Origin of the sequence: Xanthomonas sp. WHRI 1810A (assembly GCF_040202885.1) — a bacterium.
In the GTDB taxonomy this organism is placed as follows: Bacteria; Pseudomonadota; Gammaproteobacteria; order Pseudomonadales; family Pseudomonadaceae; genus Aquipseudomonas.
Genome location: NZ_JBEGED010000026.1, coordinates 36748 through 57604 on the forward strand (window position 1 = coordinate 36748; position 20857 = coordinate 57604).

At 53.7% G+C, this 20857-nt stretch carries 17 protein-coding genes and 4 tRNA genes; all 21 read right to left on the bottom strand.

The features are described from left to right. Positions 1-6 precede the first annotated feature (6 nt). The gene (gene rplW / locus ABQX22_RS25235) at positions 7-306 is read right to left on the bottom strand and encodes a 50S ribosomal protein L23 (RefSeq protein ID WP_002555488.1); all 300 of its coding nucleotides are present in this window, start codon (positions 304-306) and stop codon (positions 7-9) included. After that, the gene (gene rplD / locus ABQX22_RS25240) at positions 303-905 is read right to left on the bottom strand and encodes a 50S ribosomal protein L4 (RefSeq protein WP_349802597.1); all 603 of its coding nucleotides are present in this window, start codon (positions 903-905) and stop codon (positions 303-305) included. Before rplD ends, rplW begins: the two co-directional genes overlap by 4 nt. Before the next feature lie 12 nt (positions 906-917). Next, complete coding sequence (rplC, locus tag ABQX22_RS25245) at positions 918-1553, bottom strand: 50S ribosomal protein L3 (protein WP_268798241.1); 636 nt, start codon at positions 1551-1553, stop codon at positions 918-920. 81 nt (positions 1554-1634) lie between these two features. After that, positions 1635-1946, bottom strand: coding sequence for a 30S ribosomal protein S10 (gene rpsJ, locus ABQX22_RS25250; RefSeq protein WP_003186070.1), 312 nt, complete (start codon positions 1944-1946; stop codon positions 1635-1637). A 138-nt stretch (positions 1947-2084) separates the two neighbouring features. Beyond that, positions 2085-3278, bottom strand: coding sequence for an elongation factor Tu (gene tuf, locus ABQX22_RS25255; RefSeq protein ID WP_349802598.1), 1194 nt, complete (start codon positions 3276-3278; stop codon positions 2085-2087). 31 nt (positions 3279-3309) lie between these two features. Next, complete coding sequence (gene fusA, locus ABQX22_RS25260) at positions 3310-5415, bottom strand: elongation factor G (RefSeq protein ID WP_349802599.1); 2106 nt, start codon at positions 5413-5415, stop codon at positions 3310-3312. Between the two features lie 30 nt (positions 5416-5445). Then, positions 5446-5916, bottom strand: a complete 471-nt coding sequence (gene rpsG, locus ABQX22_RS25265) for a 30S ribosomal protein S7 (protein ID WP_002555493.1) — start codon at positions 5914-5916, stop codon at positions 5446-5448. A 120-nt stretch (positions 5917-6036) separates the two neighbouring features. Continuing rightward, on the bottom strand, positions 6037-6408 hold the full coding sequence (gene rpsL / locus ABQX22_RS25270; protein WP_002555494.1) for a 30S ribosomal protein S12: 372 nt from the start codon (positions 6406-6408) through the stop codon (positions 6037-6039). Positions 6409-6607: 199 nt separating this feature from the next. Beyond that, positions 6608-10807: a DNA-directed RNA polymerase subunit beta' gene (gene rpoC, locus ABQX22_RS25275; RefSeq protein ID WP_349802600.1), complete on the bottom strand. Its 4200-nt coding sequence runs from the start codon at positions 10805-10807 to the stop codon at positions 6608-6610. A gap of 63 nt (positions 10808-10870) precedes the next feature. Continuing rightward, positions 10871-14947, bottom strand: a complete 4077-nt coding sequence (rpoB, locus tag ABQX22_RS25280; protein ID WP_441005328.1) for a DNA-directed RNA polymerase subunit beta — start codon at positions 14945-14947, stop codon at positions 10871-10873. Positions 14948-15164: 217 nt separating this feature from the next. Further along, a complete protein-coding gene (gene rplL / locus ABQX22_RS25285; protein ID WP_268798246.1) occupies positions 15165-15530 on the bottom strand; it encodes a 50S ribosomal protein L7/L12 in 366 nt (121 codons plus the stop codon). A 77-nt stretch (positions 15531-15607) separates the two neighbouring features. Then, a complete protein-coding gene (rplJ, locus tag ABQX22_RS25290; protein ID WP_349802602.1) occupies positions 15608-16108 on the bottom strand; it encodes a 50S ribosomal protein L10 in 501 nt (166 codons plus the stop codon). 195 nt (positions 16109-16303) lie between these two features. Continuing rightward, positions 16304-16999, bottom strand: a complete 696-nt coding sequence (gene rplA, locus ABQX22_RS25295) for a 50S ribosomal protein L1 (protein WP_349802603.1) — start codon at positions 16997-16999, stop codon at positions 16304-16306. Then, entirely contained in the window at positions 16999-17430 is a 432-nt protein-coding gene (gene rplK / locus ABQX22_RS25300) for a 50S ribosomal protein L11 (RefSeq protein ID WP_065833634.1), read from the bottom strand. Before rplK ends, rplA begins: the two co-directional genes overlap by 1 nt. A 118-nt stretch (positions 17431-17548) precedes the next feature. Beyond that, positions 17549-18082 (bottom strand): transcription termination/antitermination protein NusG, encoded by a 534-nt coding sequence (nusG, locus tag ABQX22_RS25305; RefSeq protein ID WP_003317113.1) that lies wholly within the window; start codon positions 18080-18082, stop codon positions 17549-17551. A 9-nt stretch (positions 18083-18091) separates the two neighbouring features. Then, positions 18092-18460: a preprotein translocase subunit SecE gene (gene secE / locus ABQX22_RS25310; RefSeq protein ID WP_349802604.1), complete on the bottom strand. Its 369-nt coding sequence runs from the start codon at positions 18458-18460 to the stop codon at positions 18092-18094. Positions 18461-18505: 45 nt separating this feature from the next. Beyond that, positions 18506-18581, bottom strand: a tRNA-Trp gene (locus tag ABQX22_RS25315). A gap of 183 nt (positions 18582-18764) precedes the next feature. Then, positions 18765-18840 (bottom strand) — tRNA-Thr (locus tag ABQX22_RS25320). Between the two features lie 26 nt (positions 18841-18866). Then, positions 18867-18940, bottom strand: a tRNA-Gly gene (locus ABQX22_RS25325). Between the two features lie 26 nt (positions 18941-18966). Beyond that, positions 18967-19051, bottom strand: a tRNA-Tyr gene (locus ABQX22_RS25330). A 416-nt stretch (positions 19052-19467) separates the two neighbouring features. Next, the gene (birA, locus tag ABQX22_RS25335; RefSeq protein WP_349802605.1) at positions 19468-20421 is read right to left on the bottom strand and encodes a bifunctional biotin--[acetyl-CoA-carboxylase] ligase/biotin operon repressor BirA; all 954 of its coding nucleotides are present in this window, start codon (positions 20419-20421) and stop codon (positions 19468-19470) included. Between the last annotated feature and the right edge of the window lie 436 nt (positions 20422-20857).

Consider the following 20857-nt stretch of genomic DNA (forward strand, 5'->3'; position numbering starts at 1 on the left):
CCTTCCTTACTCAGCACTGCTGCTGAAATCGAGATCTTGGCCCGGTTGAAGGGAGATAACTGCCTTCTTCCAGTCATTACGCTTGCCCAGACCGCGAGCAGTGCGCTTGCTCTTACCCAGAACATTCAGGGTAGTAACACGCTCTACTTTCACGCTGAACAGGCTTTCGACGGCCTTCTTGATTTCCAGCTTGGTTGCGTCAGTGGCAACCTTGAAAACAAACTGGCCTTTCTTGTCAGCCAGAACTGTGGCCTTCTCGGAGACGTGCGGGCCAAGTAGAACTTTAAATACGCGTTCCTGGTTCATCCCAGCAGCTCCTCGAATTTCTTCACGGCCGACACAGTAATCAAGACTTTGTCGTATGCGATCAGACTAACTGGATCGGAACCCTGAACATCACGTACATCTACGTGCGGAAGGTTTCGAGCAGCCAGGTACAGATTCTGGTCAACGGCATCGGACACGATCAAGACGTCAGTCAGACCCATGTCGTTCAGCTTATTCAGAAGATCTTTGGTTTTCGGTGCTTCGACAGCGAAATCCTGAACCACGACCAAACGATCAGTACGAACCAGTTCAGCAAGGATGGAGCGCAAGGCTGCGCGATACATCTTCTTGTTGAGCTTCTGAGAATGATCCTGTGGACGTGCTGCAAAAGTGGTACCGCCGCCACGCCAGATTGGGCTACGGATAGTACCGGCACGAGCGCGGCCAGTACCCTTTTGACGCCACGGGCGCTTACCGCCACCAGAAACGTCTGAACGGGTCTTTTGCTGCTTGGTACCCTGACGGCCGCCAGCCATATAGGCCACGACTGCTTGGTGAACCAGAGTCTCGTTGAATTCGCCGCCGAATGTCAGTTCGGAAACTTCGATCGCCTGAGCGTCATTTACATTTAATTGCATGTCAGCTTCCCCTTAACCGCGAGCCTTGGCTGCTGGACGTACAACCAGGTTGCCGCCAGTAGCGCCAGGAACAGCGCCTTTGACCAACAACAGATTGCGTTCAGCGTCCACGCGCACCACTTCCAAGGACTGCACGGTCACGCGCTCAGCGCCCATATGACCGGACATTTTTTTGCCCTTGAATACACGACCAGGAGTCTGGCACTGGCCGATAGAGCCTGGGACGCGGTGGGAGACGGAGTTACCGTGAGTGTTATCTTGTCCACGGAAATTGTGGCGCTTGATAGTACCCTGGAAACCTTTACCTTTGGACTGACCGGTCACATCGACCATCTGACCAGCAGCGAAGATTTCAGCATTGATCAAGTCGCCAGCTTGGTAGTCGCCTTCTTCAAGACGGAATTCCCAAACACCGCGACCTGCGGCAACGTTCGCCTTAGCGAAGTGACCTGCCTGAGCAGCAGTCACACGCGAAGCACGACGCTCACCGACAGTGACTTGCACTGCGCGGTAGCCATCAGTTTCTTCGGTTTTGAACTGGGTGACGCGATTCGGCTCGATCTCAATGACCGTAACCGGAATGGAGACACCTTCTTCGGTGAAAATACGGGTCATACCGCATTTACGACCGACTACACCAATAGTCATGTTGTAAACCTCATGAGTGTACGGGGCTTTCACCCGCTATGGCCGCCCATTTCAGAGCGTTACACGACTAAGACCCAAGTCTTAGCCGAGGCTGATCTGCACTTCCACACCGGCCGCAAGATCAAGCTTCATAAGCGCGTCAACGGTTTTATCCGTTGGCTGGACGATGTCCAGAACACGCTTGTGAGTACGGATCTCATACTGGTCGCGCGCGTCTTTGTTGACGTGCGGAGAAACCAGAACGGTGAACCGCTCTTTACGGGTAGGCAGTGGAATTGGACCACGCACTTGAGCACCAGTACGTTTCGCGGTTTCCACGATTTCCTGGGTGGATTGGTCGATCAGGCGATGGTCAAAAGCCTTCAACCTGATACGGATTTGCTGATTTTGCATTGGATTTCAGACTCCAGGCTACTTCCCACCGAGCGCAATGCGCCCGTTAAAAGGAGGCGCAATTCTATAGACGAGCTAAGAGGGTGTCAACCCAATAAAAAAGCCCCCGCAAGCGGGGGCTCTTCTTAAAATCGTCAGTTACGCAACGATTTTGGCTACAACGCCAGCGCCAACGGTACGACCGCCTTCACGAATTGCGAAACGCAGACCGTCTTCCATAGCGATAGGCTTGATCAGGGTAACGCTAACCTTAACGTTATCACCTGGCATAACCATCTCTACGCCTTCCGGCAGTTCGCAGCTACCAGTTACGTCGGTAGTACGGAAGTAAAACTGTGGGCGATAGCCCTTGAAGAAAGGAGTGTGACGACCGCCTTCCTCTTTGCTAAGCACATAGATTTCAGCTTCGAACTGAGTGTGCGGCTTTACGGTACCCGGCTTAACCAAGACCTGGCCACGCTCGACGTCATCACGCTTGGTGCCACGCAACAGAACGCCGCAGTTCTCGCCTGCACGACCTTCGTCAAGCAGCTTACGGAACATCTCAACACCCGTGCAGGTAGTCTTCGTGGTGTCACGCAGACCCACGATTTCTACTTCTTCCTGGATCTTGATGATACCGCGCTCAACCCGGCCAGTTACAACAGTACCGCGGCCCGAGATAGAGAATACGTCTTCGATTGGCATCAGGAACGGCTTGTCGATAGCACGGACTGGATCTGGGATATAGCTGTCCAGAGTTTCGACCAGCTTACGAACGGCAGTGGTGCCCATTTCGTTGTCGTCTTGGCCATTCAAAGCCATCAGAGCGGAACCGATAATGATCGGAGTGTCATCGCCCGGGAAGTCGTAAGTGCTGAGCAAGTCACGCACTTCCATCTCCACCAGCTCCAACAGCTCAGCGTCGTCAACCATGTCAGCCTTGTTAAGGAAGACAACGATGTACGGAACACCAACCTGGCGGGACAGCAGGATGTGCTCACGGGTTTGCGGCATCGGACCATCAGCAGCCGAACAAACAAGGATAGCGCCGTCCATTTGAGCAGCACCGGTGATCATGTTCTTCACATAGTCCGCGTGACCTGGGCAGTCAACGTGAGCGTAGTGACGGATCAGCGAGTTGTATTCAACGTGCGCAGTGTTAATGGTAATACCACGAGCCTTTTCTTCTGGAGCGCTGTCGATTTTATCGAAAGCTACTACAGCAGAACCGAAAACTTCGGAGCAGACGCGAGTCAAAGCAGCTGTCAGCGTAGTTTTACCGTGGTCAACGTGACCGATGGTGCCAACGTTGACGTGCGGGAGGGAACGATCAAATTTTTCTTTAGCCACGACAAATAACTCCTAGCCTAAAGGCGCTGAATCAGCCTTGTTTTTTGGTTACAGTTTCGACGATGTGCGACGGCGCTGTATTGTATTTTTTGAATTCCATAGAGTAGCTTGCGCGACCCTGGGACATGGAACGAACGTCGGTCGCATAACCAAACATTTCACCCAACGGAACCTCGGCGCGAATAACCTTGCCGGAAACCGTATCTTCCATACCCAGAATCATGCCGCGACGACGGTTAAGGTCGCCCATCACGTCACCCATATAGTCTTCAGGCGTAACAACCTCTACAGCCATGATCGGCTCAAGCAACTCACCACCACCCTTCTGGGCCAGTTGCTTGGTCGCCATGGAAGCAGCCACCTTAAACGCCATCTCGTTCGAGTCGACGTCGTGGTAAGAACCATCAAACACGGTAGCCTTGAGGCCGATGAGCGGATAACCGGCAACAACACCGTTCTTCATCTGCTCTTCGATACCTTTCTGGATAGCCGGAATGTATTCCTTAGGAACCACACCACCCACTACTTCGTTCACGAATTGCAAACCTTCCTGACCTTCGTCAGCAGGAGCAAAACGGATCCAGCAGTGACCGAACTGGCCACGACCGCCGGACTGACGAACGAACTTGCCTTCGATTTCGCAGTTCTTCGTGATGCGCTCACGATAGGAAACCTGAGGCTTACCGATGTTGGCTTCGACGTTGAACTCACGGCGCATCCGATCAACCAGAATGTCCAGGTGCAACTCGCCCATGCCAGAGATGATCGTTTGACCGGTCTCTTCATCAGTCTTGACTCGGAAAGATGGGTCTTCCTGAGCAAGCTTGCCCAGTGCAACGCCCATTTTTTCCTGGTCATCCTTGGTCTTTGGCTCGACGGCGACCGAGATAACCGGCTCCGGGAAGTCCATACGAACCAGGATGATTGGCTTGTCAGCGTTGCACAAAGTCTCACCAGTGGTGACGTCCTTCATGCCGATCAAAGCCGCGATGTCACCAGCGCGCACCTCCTTGATCTCTTCACGGGCGTTAGCATGCATTTGCACCATACGACCCACACGCTCTTTTTTGCCTTTAACCGAGTTGATCACGCCGTCGCCGGAGGCCAACACGCCCGAGTAAACCCGGACGAAGGTCAAGGTACCCACGAATGGGTCAGTAGCGATCTTGAACGCCAAGGCCGAGAACGGCTCGCTGTCGTCTGCATGACGCTCCAAGTCAATAGTCTCGTCATCAGGGTCGGTACCCTTGATGGCAGGAATATCAACCGGCGCAGGCAAGTAATCGATAACAGCGTCGAGAACCAAGGGAACGCCCTTGTTCTTGAAAGAAGAACCGCAAACAGCCAAGACGATCTCGCCAGCGATAGTACGCTGACGCAGAGCAGCCTTAATTTCCTCGTTGGTGAGCTCTTCACCCTCAAGGTACTTGTTCATCAACTCTTCGCTAGCTTCGGCCGCAGCCTCAACCATATTCCCACGCCACTCGTCGGCCATCTCCTGCAGTTCAGCAGGGATAGGCTCACGACGCGGAACCATGCCTTTATCAGAGTCATTCCAGTAGACCGCCTCCATGGACATCAGATCAATCTGACCCTGGAAGTTGTCTTCTGCACCAATGGCCAACTGGATCGGCACGGGAGTATGACCAAGACGCTGCTTGATCTGGCCAATTACGCGCAAGAAATCAGCACCGGCACGGTCCATCTTGTTTACATAAACAAGACGTGGAACGCCGTATTTATTGGCTTGTCGCCATACGGTTTCAGACTGAGGCTCAACACCCGAAGTACCACAGAACACAACGACCGCGCCGTCGAGTACACGCAGGGAACGCTCAACTTCAATTGTGAAGTCCACGTGACCTGGAGTGTCAATGACGTTAAAGCGGTATTGGTCTTTGTGCTGCTTCTCGGAACCCTGCCAGAAGGCGGTAATAGCAGCAGAAGTAATGGTAATACCACGCTCCTGCTCTTGCACCATCCAGTCCGTGGTCGCGGCGCCGTCATGCACCTCGCCCATCTTGTGGCTTTTGCCGGTGTAAAAAAGGACGCGCTCGGTGGTGGTAGTTTTACCAGCATCCACGTGAGCTACGATACCAATGTTACGGTAGCGGTTGATCGGTGTAGTACGAGCCATAAAGCCCTCGCAAAATTAGTGACGCTGAAATTAGAAGCGATAGTGCGAGAAAGCCTTGTTGGCTTCAGCCATACGGTGCACGTCTTCACGCTTCTTAACGGCAGCACCTTTACCTTCGGCGGCGTCCAACAGTTCGCCAGCCAAACGCAGAGCCATAGACTTCTCACCGCGCTTGCGCGCGAAGTCTACCAGCCAACGCATTGCCAGAGCATTACGACGGGACGGACGAACTTCGACCGGAACCTGGTAAGTAGCACCGCCTACACGGCGCGACTTCACTTCGACCAGCGGAGCGATGGCGTCGAGAGCTTTCTCGAAGATTTCCAGGGGATCGCTGTTCTTACGCTCTTTAACCTTCTCCAGCGCGCCATAAACGATACGCTCGGCAACGGCTTTCTTACCGCTTTCCATAACGTGGTTCATGAACTTGGCCAGAATCTGGCTGCCGTATTTTGGATCGTCAAGCACTTCGCGCTTGGCTGCTACGCGTCTTCTTGGCATGGATAAGCCCTCAAACGGTCTTCAGGTTCGCTCGGAAATAGAGCCCGTTACGGGGCGCCTCCGACCTTACTCTTATCGACTCAGAAAAAATTAAACATCAGTTTCTACAAAAAGCCACTACTACTTAGGCTTCTTGGTACCGTACTTCGAACGACCCTGGTTACGACCTTTGACGCCGGAGGTATCCAAGGAGCCGCGAACGGTGTGATAACGAACACCTGGCAAGTCTTTTACACGGCCGCCACGAATCAAAACGACGCTGTGCTCTTGCAGGTTGTGCCCTTCACCACCGATGTATGAGGAAACCTCGAAACCGTTGGTCAAGCGCACCCGGCATACTTTACGCAGTGCCGAGTTAGGTTTTTTCGGCGTAGTCGTGTACACGCGAGTGCATACGCCACGTCGTTGCGGGCAGTTCTGCAGCGCCGGCACGTCGGATTTCTCGACGATACGCTTACGCGGCTGACGTACCAGCTGGTTGATAGTTGCCATCTACTAGCTCCACTGTTGTCTTGCGACGCTATTGTCTTACAAGAAAAGCAAATGGCAGGACATGCGTCCCGCCAATTTAGGGGTACAAGAGTCTAAAGAGGATCCCGTCCCCAGTCAAGGCAAAGCCCCGACCTTCACATTCATCCCGATGACCGCAAACAACGCCGTTATCGGGCAATGGAGAATCGGGGCATTACGCTCAATTACTACTGGAGTTCAACGCCTCAGTCAAAGCCGCTTCCACTTCGCTCGCACTGACACGCAACGGCTTGTCTACTTCACGACGACGCTTACGCTCGCTGTGATAGGCCAAACCGGTACCGGCCGGAATCAGACGACCTACAACTACGTTCTCCTTCAGGCCGCGCAAGTAATCGCGCTTGCCGGTTACCGCTGCCTCGGTCAATACGCGAGTCGTCTCTTGGAACGACGCTGCGGAAATGAACGATTCTGTCGACAACGACGCTTTGGTGATGCCCAGCAACACGCGAGTGAACTTTGACACAAACTTCTCGTCTGCAGCCAGGCGCTCGTTCTCTACCAAGACGTGAGTCAACTCCATCTGGTCGCCCTTGATGAAGGTTGAATCACCCGACTCAGCGATCTCGACCTTGCGCAACATCTGACGAAGAATCGTCTCAATGTGCTTATCGTTGATCTTCACACCCTGCAAGCGGTAAACATCCTGAATCTCATTCACGATGTACTTAGCCAAAGCACTAACACCCAACAGGCGCAGGATGTCGTGCGGATCGCTAGGACCGTCAGAGATCACTTCGCCGCGGCTCACTTGCTCGCCTTCGAAGACGTTCAGGTGGCGCCACTTCGGAATCAACTCCTCGTACGGATCGCTACCGTCGTTCGGCGTGATGACCAGACGGCGTTTGCCCTTGGTCTCTTTACCGAACGCGATGGTGCCGCTGACTTCAGCCAGGATCGAGGCTTCTTTCGGACGACGCGCCTCGAACAAGTCGGCAACTCGTGGCAGACCACCTGTGATGTCACGGGTCTTGGATGTTTCCTGCGGGATACGGGCAATGACGTCACCGACACCAACCTGCACACCATCCGCTACACCTACCAGAGCATTCGCTGGCAGGAAGTACTGAGCAGGTACATCAGTACCCGGCAGCAGTAGATCTTTACCATCGATGCCAACCATCTTCACCGCAGGACGAATATCTTTACCTGCTGCAGGGCGATCTTTGGCGTCCAGCACTTCGATGTTGGTCAAACCGGTGAGTTCATCGGTCTGACGCTTGATCGTAATGCCTTCTTCCATGCCCACGTAGGTCACGGTACCTTTCATTTCAGTAACGATAGGGTGAGTGTGTGGATCCCACTTGGCTACGATAGAGCCAGCGTCAACCTTGTCGCCTTCCTTCACCAGAATCACGGCACCGTACGGCAACTTGTAGCGTTCACGCTCACGACCGAACTCGTCCGCAATGGCCAGTTCGCCTGAGCGGGATACAGCTACCAAGTGACCATCAAGGCGCTCAACGTGCTTCAGGTTATGTAGGCGAACGATACCGCCGTTTTTAACCTGAACGCTATCGGCAGCGGATGTCCGGCTTGCCGCACCACCGATGTGGAACGTACGCATAGTCAACTGAGTACCAGGCTCACCGATAGACTGCGCGGCAATTACGCCAACAGCCTCACCGATGTTCACCTGATGGCCGCGAGCCAGGTCACGACCGTAGCACTTGGCACAGATGCCATAACGTGTTTCACAACTGATTGGCGACCGGACGATGACTTCGTCGATGCTGTTCAGCTCGATGAACTCAACCCACTTTTCGTCGATCAACGAGCCAGCAGGGACGATGACTTCATCGGTACCCGGCTTGAACACGTCACGGGCAATAACCCGACCCAGCACGCGCTCACCCAGCGGTTCAACTACGTCGCCGCCTTCAATGTGCGGCGTCATGACCAAGCCGTGCTCGGTACCGCAGTCAACCTCGGTAACCACCAGATCCTGAGCCACGTCTACCAGACGACGCGTCAAATAACCGGAGTTAGCGGTTTTCAAGGCCGTATCCGCCAGACCTTTACGAGCACCGTGAGTGGAGATGAAGTACTGAAGTACGCTCAAGCCTTCACGGAAGTTGGCGGTGATAGGCGTCTCAATGATCGAGCCATCTGGCTTTGCCATCAGACCACGCATACCGGCCAGCTGACGAATCTGAGCTGCCGAACCCCGTGCGCCGGAGTCAGCCATCATGTACATCGAGTTGAAAGACTCTTGATCAACTTCGACGCCGTGACGGTCGATAACACGTTCTTTGGAAAGGTTCGACATCATCGCTTTCGAGACTTCGTCGTTAGCCTTGGACCAGAGGTCGATTACCTTATTGTACTTCTCGCCCTGGGTAACCAGGCCCGAGGCATACTGACTTTCGATCTCTTTAACTTCGTCGGTAGCGGCGTCGATAATGCGAGCTTTTTCATCAGGAATAACGAAGTCGTTAACGCCAATGGAAACACCCGAAATAGTCGAGTAGGCAAAACCGGTGTACATCAACTGGTCAGCGAAAATAACGGTCTCTTTCAAGCCAACCACGCGGTAGCACTGGTTGATCAGCTTGGAGATCGCCTTTTTCTTCATAGGCTGGTTGACCACATCGTACGACAGCCCCTTCGGCACAACCTGATACAGCAGCGCGCGGCCGACAGTAGTGTCGACAATACGGGTGCCGCTCACGCTGCCACCGTCACGGTCGTTGACCGTTTCGTTGATCCGCACTTTAACCTTGGCATGCAGCGCGGCTTCACCGGCGCGGAATACACGGTCAACTTCCTGCAGGTCCGCGAACACACGACCTTCGCCCTTGGCGTTGATCGCTTCACGAGTCATGTAATAGAGGCCCAGTACAACGTCCTGCGACGGAACGATGATTGGCTCACCGTTCGCTGGCGACAGAATGTTGTTGGTCGACATCATCAGCGCACGCGCTTCCAGCTGGGCTTCCAACGTCAACGGAACGTGAACGGCCATCTGGTCGCCGTCGAAGTCAGCGTTGTACGCAGCACAGACCAGCGGGTGAAGCTGGATAGCTTTACCTTCGATCAGAACCGGTTCAAATGCCTGGATACCAAGACGGTGAAGGGTCGGTGCCCGGTTAAGGAGGACCGGGTGCTCGCGGATCACTTCAGCGAGAACGTCCCAAACCTCTGGAAGCTCGCGCTCAACCATCTTCTTGGCAGCCTTGATGGTTGTCGCAAGACCACGCATCTCCAGCTTGCCGAAAATGAAAGGCTTGAAAAGCTCAAGCGCCATCTTTTTAGGCAGACCGCACTGATGCAGACGCAGCGTCGGGCCTACGGTAATAACGGAACGGCCGGAGTAGTCAACGCGCTTACCGAGCAAGTTCTGGCGGAAGCGTCCCTGCTTACCCTTGATCATGTCAGCCAAAGATTTCAGGGGGCGCTTGTTTGAACCGGTGATTGCGCGACCGCGACGTCCGTTGTCGAGGAGTGCATCGACTGCTTCCTGAAGCATGCGCTTTTCGTTACGCACAATGATGTCAGGGGCCGACAGATCCAGCAGGCGCTTCAAACGGTTGTTACGGTTGATCACTCGACGATACAAATCGTTGAGGTCGGAAGTCGCGAAACGACCACCATCCAGAGGGACAAGTGGACGCAAGTCTGGCGGCAGTACCGGCAGAACAGTCAACACCATCCACTCAGGAAGGTTGCCCGAACCCTGGAACGCTTCCATCAGCTTCAGACGCTTGGACAGCTTCTTGATCTTGGTTTCAGAGTTGGTTTGCGGGATCTCTTCGCGCAGACGGCCAATCTCATGCTCAAGATCGATAGCGTGCAATAGCTCGCGCACGGCCTCGGCGCCCATTCTGGCGTCAAAGTCATCGCCGAACTCTTCCAGGGCCTCAAAGTATTGCTCGTCGTTGAGCAGTTGGCCCTTTTCAAGGGTAGTCATGCCCGGATCGATAACGACGTAGCTCTCGAAATAGAGAACTCGTTCGATATCACGCAGAGTCATGTCCATCAGCAGGCCGATACGGGACGGCAGCGATTTCAGGAACCAGATGTGGGCGACCGGCGACGCCAGCTCGATGTGAGCCATACGCTCACGACGAACCTTGGCGAGTGCGACTTCAACACCACACTTTTCGCAAATCACACCACGGTGTTTCAGGCGCTTGTACTTACCGCACAGGCACTCGTAATCCTTGACCGGGCCAAAGATTTTGGCGCAGAACAGGCCATCACGCTCAGGCTTGAACGTACGGTAGTTGATGGTTTCCGGTTTTTTAACTTCACCGAACGACCACGAACGGATCATCTCAGGCGATGCCAACCCAATACGGATGGCGTCGAACTCTTCGACTTGACCCTGGTTTTTCAGCAAATTCAGTAGGTCTTTCAAGGCCTTTCCTCCTGGCGGAGCAGAGGGCAGTCGTGCAGACCCACCCTCGATTCACGTCACGTGTTATTCGGTTTCCAGATCGATATCGATACCGAGCGAACGGATTTCTTTGATCAATACGTTGAAGGACTCGGGCATGCCCGGCTCCATACGGTGATCACCGTCCACGATGTTTTTATACATCTTGGTACGACCGTTCACATCGTCCGACTTGACTGTGAGCATTTCTTGCAGCGTATATGCCGCGCCATATGCTTCCAGCGCCCAGACCTCCATCTCACCGAAACGCTGACCACCGAACTGCGCCTTACCACCCAGCGGCTGCTGAGTAACCAGGCTGTACGAACCAGTGGAACGCGCGTGCATCTTGTCGTCCACCAAGTGATTCAGCTTCAGCATGTACATGTAGCCAACGGTAACCGGACGCTCAAATTTGTTGCCCGTACGGCCGTCGAAGAGCTGCATTTGGCCGCTTTCTGGCATATCTGCCAGTTTAAGCATGGCCTTGATTTCGCTTTCCTTGGCGCCGTCGAATACCGGGGTAGCCATGGGAACGCCGCCACGCAGGTTCTTCGCAAGATCCAGAATTTCCTGGTCGGACAAGTCTTCCAGGCTTTCCTGGCGACCGCCGATTTCGTTGTAAATCTCGTTCAGGAACTTACGAAGGTCAGCAACTTTGCGCTGCTCCTCGATCATTCGGTTGATCTTCTCACCCAAACCTTTGGCTGCAAGGCCCAGGTGGGTTTCGAGGATCTGACCGACGTTCATACGTGAAGGTACACCCAACGGGTTGAGGACGATATCAACCGGCGTGCCATTAGCATCGTGCGGCATGTCTTCAACCGGCATTATCACGGAAACCACACCCTTGTTACCGTGACGCCCAGCCATTTTGTCGCCAGGCTGAATACGGCGACGGATGGCGAGATAGACCTTAACGATTTTCAGAACGCCAGGTGCCAGGTCATCGCCCTGTTGAAGCTTGCGTTTCTTATCTTCGAATTTGTCATCCAGAAGACGACGGCGATCGACGATGTAAGCTTGGGCTTTTTCGAGCTGCTCGTTCAGAGCGTCTTCGACCATGCGCAGCTTGAACCACTGGCCATGCTCAAGACCATCAAGCACTTCGTCGGTGATTTCCTGACCTTTCTTCAGGCCAGCTCCGCCCTCGGCTGTACGACCCACCAAGGCCGAGCGCAGTCGCTCGAAAGTTGCACCTTCAACAATACGGAACTCTTCGTTCAGGTCCTTGCGAATCTCATCCAGCTGAGTCTTCTCGATAGACAAGGCACGGGCGTCACGCTCGACACCGTCACGCGTGAAGACCTGCACGTCAATGACCGTACCCTTAGTGCCTGTTGGCACACGTAGGGAAGTATCTTTAACGTCACTGGCTTTCTCACCAAAGATTGCACGCAACAGCTTCTCTTCTGGAGTCAGCTGAGTCTCACCTTTCGGAGTAACTTTACCTACCAAAATGTCGCCGGCGCCGACTTCAGCACCTACATAAACGATACCGGCTTCATCCAGCTTGTTGAGCGCAGCCTCACCTACGTTAGGGATGTCAGCTGTGATCTCTTCAGGCCCAAGCTTGGTATCACGAGCGACACAAGTCAGCTCCTGAATGTGGATCGTGGTGAACCGATCTTCCTGGACTACACGCTCAGACAAGCAGATGGAGTCTTCGAAGTTGAAGCCGTTCCATGCCATGAATGCGATGCGCATGTTCTGACCCAACGCCAACTCACCCATATCAGTGGACGGACCGTCGGCCATGATGTCACTGCGCTGAACGCGATCACCCTTGCTTACCAGAGGACGCTGGTTGATACAGGTGTTCTGGTTGGAACGGGTGTATTTGGTCAGGTTGTAGATGTCGACACCAGCTTCGCCAGTTTCGACTTCGTCATCAGCAACACGGACAACGATCCGGCTCGCATCAACCGAGTCAATCACACCACCGCGACGCGCTACTACACAAACACCAGAGTCACGGGCAACGTTGCGCTCCATGCCTGTCCCGACCAGCGGCTTGTCTGCGCGCAAGGTAGGTACAGCTTGGCGCTGCATGTTCGAACCCATCAACGCACGGTTGGCGTCGTCGTGCTCGAGGAACGGGATCAACGACGCGGCCACCGAAACAACCTGCTTCGGCGAAACATCCATCAACGTAACGTCTTCCGGTGCCTTCACCGTGAATTCGTTGAGGTGACGAACAGCAACCAGTTCATCGATCAGCTGCTTCTTGTCGTTCATGGCCGCAGATGCCTGGGCGATGACGTGATCCGCTTCTTCGATGGCCGAGAGGAACACGATCTCGTCAGTTACCAATGCGTCTTTAACCACGCGGTACGGACTTTCGAGGAATCCGTACTGATTGGTACGAGCATAAGCAGCCAAAGAGTTGATCAGACCAATGTTCGGACCTTCTGGCGTTTCGATTGGGCAAACACGACCGTAGTGCGTGGGGTGCACGTCACGAACTTCAAAGCCTGCACGCTCACGAGTCAGACCACCAGGGCCGAGCGCGGAAACACGACGCTTATGCGTGATCTCGGACAGAGGGTTGTTCTGGTCCATAAACTGCGACAACTGGCTAGAGCCAAAGAATTCTTTGACAGCAGCTGCAACCGGCTTGGCGTTGATGAGGTCCTGAGGCATCAGGCCTTCACTTTCCGCCATGGACAGGCGTTCCTTCACAGCGCGCTCTACACGCACCAGGCCGACGCGGAACTGGTTCTCAGCCATTTCGCCTACGCAGCGAACACGACGGTTACCGAGGTGGTCGATGTCATCAACGATGCCTTTACCGTTGCGGATATCGACCAGGGTCTTGAGGACCGCAACGATATCTTCTTTGCACAGCACACCGGAACCTTCGATTTCGGTACGGCCGATACGACGGTTGAACTTCATCCGGCCGACCGCAGATAAATCATAGCGCTCAGGACTGAAGAACAGATTGTTGAACAAGGTTTCTGCCGCATCCTTGGTTGGGGGCTCGCCAGGACGCATCATCCGATAGATTTCTACCAAAGCTTCCAGCTGGTTGCCGGTCGAATCAATCTTCAAGGTGTCGGAAATGAACGGACCGCAATCGATGTCGTTGGTGTACAACGTTTCGATACGGACGACCTGGGCCTTGGCGATCTTCGCCAGGATCTCGGTGTTCAGTTCGGTGTTGCATTCAGCGATGATCTCACCGGTAGCCGGATGCACGATGGCCTTGGCAGTCGTACGACCCAAGACATAATCCAGTGGCACTTCCAGCTGCTTGATGCCGGCCTTTTCAAGCTGGTTGATGTGGCGAGCCGTAATACGACGACCCTGCTCAACGATCACCTTGCCTTTGTCGTCGAGGATATCAAGGACGGCAATCTCACCACGCAGGCGCTGAGGCACCAACTCAAGGCTTAGATTTTCGCCCTGAACATGGAAAACGTTGGTGGTATAGAAGGCATCCAGCACTTGTTCAGTCGTGTAACCCAGCGCACGAAGAAGCACTGAAGCAGGCAACTTACGACGACGGTCGATCCGGACGAATACGCAGTCCTTAGGATCAAACTCGAAGTCTAGCCAAGAACCACGGTACGGAATGATCCGAGCGGAGTACAGCAGCTTGCCGGAACTATGGGTCTTACCGCGGTCATGATCGAAGAACACGCCCGGGGAACGGTGCAACTGAGAAACGATAACCCGCTCAGTACCGTTGATAACGAAGGTACCATTTTCAGTCATCAATGGGATTTCACCCATGTAGACTTCTTGCTCTTTGATATCCTTGATCGCTTTATTCGACGATTCTTTGTCGAAAATGATCAGACGCACTTTTACCCGCAATGGTACTGCGTACGTCACGCCGCGCAGCACGCATTCCTTGACATCAAATGCCGGCTCGCCCAGACGATATCCGACATACTCCAGTGCAGCATTGCCGGAGTAGCTGATGATCGGGAAAACGGATTTGAAGGCCGCATGCAGGCCAACGTCGCGGAACTGATCTTTAGTCGCTCCCGCTTGCAAGAATTCACGATACGAATCCAGCTGGATGGCCAGGAGGTAAGGCACATCCATGACGTCCGGCAACTTGCTAAAGTCCTTGCGGATACGTTTTTTCTCAGTATATGAGTAAGCCATCAGCGTTCCCCAGCTTGGTCACCTGCTTGTTTGGCCCCTCCCGACGGGAGCAGCCAGAAAATCTTGCAAACCCCATGGTTTGCGCCACCATTCGCGGTGGTTACAGCACGCTATTAGCGCCGACCCAGCCGGCCGCCAATAACGGAAAAAGGCCGGTGGCAGAAGCCACCAGCCATCAGCCTTACGCGAAAAGCGAGGGCTGGAGACGCAAAGTCGGTGCTTACTTCAGCTCGACTTTAGCGCCTGCTTCTTCCAAGGTAGCCTTGGCTTTGTCAGCTGCGTCTTTAGCAACAGCTTCCAGAACGATGCCTGGAGCGCCGTCAACTACAGCCTTGGCTTCTTTCAAGCCCAGACCAGTCAGCTCACGTACAGCCTTGATCACGTTGACTTTCTTCTCGCCAGCTTCCAGCAGCATGACGTTGAATTCAGTCTGCTCTTCTACAACAGCGGCGGCAGCAGCTGGACCAGCCGAAGCTGCAGCAGCAGTAACGCCGAATTTTTCTTCGAAGGCTTTGATCAGCTCAACAACCTGCAGTACGGACATCTCGCTTACTGCGTTGAGGATATCGTCTTGAGAGATAGACATGAATCTAATTCCTAAATTGGGGACGGCCTATGCGACCATCGAAATAAACCAAAATACGCGAATAGAAGTGGTGAGCCTTAGGCTGCAGCAGCTTCTTTTTGGTCGCGAATTGCCGCCAGAGTACGAGCCAATTTGCTGGTAGCGCCTTGAATCACGCTCATCAGCTGGGAGATTGCTTCGTCACGGGTCGGCAGAGTTGCCAGTACGTCGATCTGATTAGCCGCGAGGAACTTGCCCTCGAACGCAGCTGCCTTGATCTCGAACTTGTCCTGACCTTTCGCAAATTCCTTGAACAAACGAGCAGCAGCGCCAGGATGTTCATTGGAGAAAGCGATTAAGGTAGGGCCGGTGAACGCATCGTTGAGGACACTATATTGAGTGTCAGCAACGGCACGCTTAAGCAGGGTGTTACGTACAACACGTACGTAAACGCCAGCTTCACGAGCCTCTTTACGGAGTCCGGTCATTGCGCCTACTGTCACACCGCGGGCGTCAGCCACAACAGCGGAAAGAGCGACTTTGGCAGCCTCGTTGACTTCAGCGACGATGGCCTTCTTGTCTTCGAGTTTAATTGCCACGGGTTTAACTCCTGCTTGTTACCGTTTCATCCGACCGAAGCCGGATGTCGTTTTGGTGTCTGATTCGGTAAGGAACCGGGAGCACCATCTGCGTAGGCTTGAGTTTTAAGACTTTCGCCGCCTACGGTCTTGGATAGCCCCCGCAAAGCAGGGACCCCAATTTATGGATAGCACGATTACCGTGCTATCCCGGTCTTACGCGTCCAACGAACCCTGGTCGATGACCAGGCCCGGGCCCATTGTAGTGCTCAGGGTAACGCGCTTGACGTATATGCCTTTCGAGGAAGCAGGCTTGATACGCTTCAAATCAGCGATCAGCGCTTCGACGTTTTCCTTCAGTTTGTCTGCATCAAAGCCGACTTTACCAACGGAGGTGTGGATGATGCCGTTCTTGTCAGTACGATACCGAACCTGACCAGCTTTGGCGTTTTTAACCGCAGTCGCTACGTCTGGCGTAACAGTGCCAACTTTAGGGTTAGGCATCAGGCCGCGAGGACCCAGGATTTGACCCAATTGGCCCACAACGCGCATTGCATCTGGAGAAGCGATGACAACGTCGTAGTTCAAATCGCCACCCTTCATCTCAGCAGCCAGATCATCCATACCAACGCGATCGGCGCCGGCAGCCAATGCAGCCTCTGCAGCTGGACCCTGGGTGAACACGGCGACGCGGACAGTCTTACCAGTGCCGTGCGGCAGCACGGTAGCGCTACGAACAACCTGATCAGATTTACGCGGATCTACGCCAAGGTTAACAGCGATATCCATGGACTCGCTGAACTTGACGGTCGACAGCTCGGTCAGCAAAGCTGCCGCGTCAACGAAGTTGTAAGACTTACCTGGTTCGATCTTGGCAGCAATTGCCTTTTGGCGCTTAGTTAGCTTAGCCATTACACACCCTCCACGTTGAGGCCCATGCTACGAGCAGAACCGGCGATAGTGCGCACAGCAGCGTCCATATCTGCAGCAGTCAGATCGGCATTTTTTGCCTTAGCGATGTCTTCGAGTTGAGCACGAGTGACGGTACCGACTTTAACGGTGTTCGGACGTGCCGAACCGCTAGTCAAGCCAGCAGCCTTCTTCAGCAGAACCGAAGCCGGGGTGCTTTTGGTTTCAAACGTGAAGCTGCGGTCACTGTAGACAGTGATGATCACTGGAGTCGGCAGACCTGGTTCAATACCCTGCGTGCGGGCGTTGAAGGCCTTACAGAATTCCATGATGTTTACGCCGTGCTGACCCAACGCAGGACCGACAGGCGGGCTCGGGTTTGCCTGAGCGGCTTTTACTTGAAGCTTGATGTAAGCGGTAATTTTCTTGGCCATGAGGCACTCCAATTACGGGTTCAAACGCCTCGAAAGGCTCCCCGGCTACTTGCGCGTTTATCCCAGTGACGACAAAACCCCACAGCCCAGGGCTGCGGGGTATGGGATTTTCGTTCAGTTATGCCTTTTCGACCTGACTGAACTCTAGCTCCACCGGAGTGGAACGTCCGAAAATAAGCACAGCCACTTGGATCCGGCTTTTTTCGTAATTAACTTCTTCGACAGTACCGTTAAAATCCGCAAATGGACCGTCAGTCACGCGGACAACCTCACCTGGCTCAAACAGAGTCTTAGGCTTCGGCTTATCACTTCCGTCAGCAACGCGACGCAAGATCGCTTCCGCTTCCTTATCCGTGATGGGCGCAGGCTTGTCTGCGGTACCGCCAATAAAACCCATTACACGAGGAGTGTCCTTGACCAAATGCCAAGTACCCTCGTTCATGTCCATCTGGACCAGAACGTAGCCTGGAAAGAATTTACGCTCACTTTTGCGTTTCTGGCCGTTACGCATTTCAACCACTTCTTCAGTGGGAACCAGAATTTCGCCGAAGCCATCTTCCATGCCAGCCAGCTTTACACGCTCGACCAACGAGCGCATAACGTGCTTCTCGTAACCCGAGTAAGCATGAACAACGTACCAACGCTTAGCCACGGGACACCCTTAGCCGACAATCAAGGAAACGAGCCAGCCGAGCAGGGAATCTAAACCCCACAACAGCAGCGCCATTACGAGAACCACAGCTACCACAATCAGGGTAGTCTGCGTAGTTTCTTGGCGAGTAGGCCATACAACTTTACGAATCTCAGCTCTAGCTTCCTTGGCCAACACGAAAAAAGCCTTACCCTTACCTGTCTGCAGAGCTACAAAGGCAGCTACAGCGGCAATGGCAAGCAGTGCAAGCACGCGATACAGGATTGGCTGTGCCGAGTAGTATTGATTTCCAACGACACCCACCACCACCAAAACGACGACTACAAGCCATTTAAGGAGATCAAATCGGGAGTCTTGGGCTTCAGCCTTTGGATTCATCTACTAAAATCCTGTGAAAAGAAAGCCAGATACATTGAGTGAATCTGGCAGGTCAGGAGGGAATCGAACCCCCAACCTACGGTTTTGGAGACCGTCGCTCTGCCAATTGAGCTACTGACCTAAAAGCAAAATCAGGCCGACCATTATGGTGACCCAACGAGAAGATTTCAACCGCTATTCGCATACGCCTAAAAAGGCGCCAGCTTGATAGCCACTAACGCAGGACTCACGCTCAACGCGAACAACCCTGCCAGCAACCTAGCGCTTAAAACAAAGGCAGATACTCGCATATCTGCCTTGGTAATGGAGCTCTTGAGCGGATTTGAACCGCTGACCTCACCCTTACCAAGGGTGTGCTCTACCAACTGAGCTACAAGAGCAATACATCTCGCACAATCGGCAAACTTGGAGCGGGTGGCGGGAATCGAACCCGCATCATCAGCTTGGAAGGCTGAGGTTCTACCACTAAACTACACCCGCAAAGCTTACCGCTTACGCTTTAAATTTGGTGGAGGGGGAAGGATTCGAACCTTCGAAGTCGTAGACGTCAGATTTACAGTCTGATCCCTTTGGCCGCTCGGGAACCCCTCCTAAGCGAGGCAGCATTCTCATCTCATGCTGCCCTTCTGTCAACCTTTTTCTCATAAAAAACCTGAGCTTACAAACGTTGACTGCTACTCCGCTAGCTTTTCAAATTGAGCCGCACTGCGAAGCGGGCGCCATTCTATGCAAACTGATCGATAGTTGCAATGGCTTGAGAAGAGATTATTACTTTTTATCCATCGTCAATTTTAAGGAGACTGGAGCAGCAAGTGCCTTCAACTTTTTACGATGGAGCTGACATTCGCATCTAGATATGTGGCGGTAAGGGTTCAACTCATAACCAGATGCAAAGCACAGTCAACTGGATAAGCTTCGAATGCGGCGCCAAACGAACCCGCGACATTGCGAGCCAGGGCGGAGTTGCGGCCTCGCACTATTTCCTCGAGCACGATGCGAATTAACCGCTAATCACGGCGCCTAAGGCTTAGCTCTCCGCCATGAAACACCTGCTCCATGCCACCGACATCTAGACGAAGACCTCCCGCAGCGTCGACACCCAAGACCCTACCTTGAATCTCCTGGGAACCGGCCAGCAGGATCACTTCAGCTCCCTGCCATAAATGACGCCGCTCCCACTCCTCTTTAAATGCCACAAAACCATGCGCTCTATGAGCCTCAAGATATTCGGCTAGATTCTGACTCAGAAGTGACACCAAACCGTTGCGGTCTATCTTCCGGTCAGCCTCGAGATACATTGATGTCCAAGCCTGGTCCACCTCATCGGTGGCGCGCATATTAACGTTAATCCCGACGCCTATTACCACATGGCATACATCGGCAGGGTCCCCCATCAGCTCAAGCAGAATGCCGGCGAGCTTACTGCTTCCAACGAGAATATCGTTAGGCCATTTCAGACCTGCCCCCTCTATGCCCGCTTCCGTTAGCGTCTTAATAACCGCCAGCCCCACCGAGAGGCTTAAACCTTCCACCTGACGCATCCCGCCACTTACTCGTATAGCCAGGCTGTAGTAAAGGTTTTCGGCAAAGGGACTGACCCATTTTCGGCCGCGCCTCCCGCGGCCAGCAGTTTGCTGCTCCGACAATACTAGAACCGGCAAGGTTTGACCTGCCGCTATAAGCCGCATCGCCTCCGCATTAGTGGAACCGATTGCGTCATAGACCCGAACCGCCCATCCATAAGGCAGAACGGCCGCTTCCAAATATTGCGCCCTCAAAAGACTTACAGGACTGACAAGGCGGTACCCACGCCCTCGAACCTTGTGAATCTCGATGTTGAGCTCACTCTCCATATGCTGCAGCCGCTTCCACACCGCAGATCTGGTGATGCCAAGCGCAGTCCCTAGGGCCTGCCCAGAATGGAATTCCCCATCTTCAATAATTCTCAACAACGCATGCATTGAATTTTACCTACTGACCAGGCGGGCATCATAACCGGCATTCTTATGGATTCAACGAACTGTTAATAGAATGAGCAATGCCACCGCCTGACCTCAATTAATGCCGAGATTACTGATGGGCCAATCAATTGGACGCGTATCAAGCGGCCTGCAAAGCTGACTGGCCGAGTCTACCCTTTGCGTTTTCGGTCCTGCAGGCCCAGAGAGGCGCATTATTGAATTAGACTGAATTCGGATAATGGCGGAAGGCTTGTTCCTCAACCGCATACCAGTGCGCAGCCAGGCTTGTTAGACACCTTGTCCTGTTTGAAGCGTTTTGACGGCTTGGAGGGCTATAGATTCGAGTAGAGTGCTTACGGTTTTCGATCGCCCAAAACAAAACCCCTCACCGCGCAAGCGATGAGGGGTTTCGGAATTTAATCTTGACGATGACCTA

Excerpts from the sequence above, each read along its gene's own strand:
- rplD (WP_349802597.1), bottom strand. The coding sequence starts at position 905 with ATGCAATTAAATGTAAATGACGCTCAGGCGATCGAAGTTTCCGAACTG.
- rplC (WP_268798241.1), bottom strand. The coding sequence starts at position 1,553 with ATGACTATTGGTGTAGTCGGTCGTAAATGCGGTATGACCCGTATTTTC.
- rplL (WP_268798246.1), bottom strand. The coding sequence starts at position 15,530 with ATGTCTATCTCTCAAGACGATATCCTCAACGCAGTAAGCGAGATGTCC.
- rplW (WP_002555488.1), bottom strand. The coding sequence starts at position 306 with ATGAACCAGGAACGCGTATTTAAAGTTCTACTTGGCCCGCACGTCTCC.
- rpsG (WP_002555493.1), bottom strand. The coding sequence starts at position 5,916 with ATGCCAAGAAGACGCGTAGCAGCCAAGCGCGAAGTGCTTGACGATCCA.
- rplA (WP_349802603.1), bottom strand. The coding sequence starts at position 16,999 with ATGGCTAAGCTAACTAAGCGCCAAAAGGCAATTGCTGCCAAGATCGAA.
- rplK (WP_065833634.1), bottom strand. The coding sequence starts at position 17,430 with ATGGCCAAGAAAATTACCGCTTACATCAAGCTTCAAGTAAAAGCCGCT.
- secE (WP_349802604.1), bottom strand. The coding sequence starts at position 18,460 with ATGAATCCAAAGGCTGAAGCCCAAGACTCCCGATTTGATCTCCTTAAA.
- birA (WP_349802605.1), bottom strand. The coding sequence starts at position 20,421 with ATGCATGCGTTGTTGAGAATTATTGAAGATGGGGAATTCCATTCTGGG.
- fusA (WP_349802599.1), bottom strand. The coding sequence starts at position 5,415 with ATGGCTCGTACTACACCGATCAACCGCTACCGTAACATTGGTATCGTA.
- rpsJ (WP_003186070.1), bottom strand. The coding sequence starts at position 1,946 with ATGCAAAATCAGCAAATCCGTATCAGGTTGAAGGCTTTTGACCATCGC.
- rpsL (WP_002555494.1), bottom strand. The coding sequence starts at position 6,408 with ATGGCAACTATCAACCAGCTGGTACGTCAGCCGCGTAAGCGTATCGTC.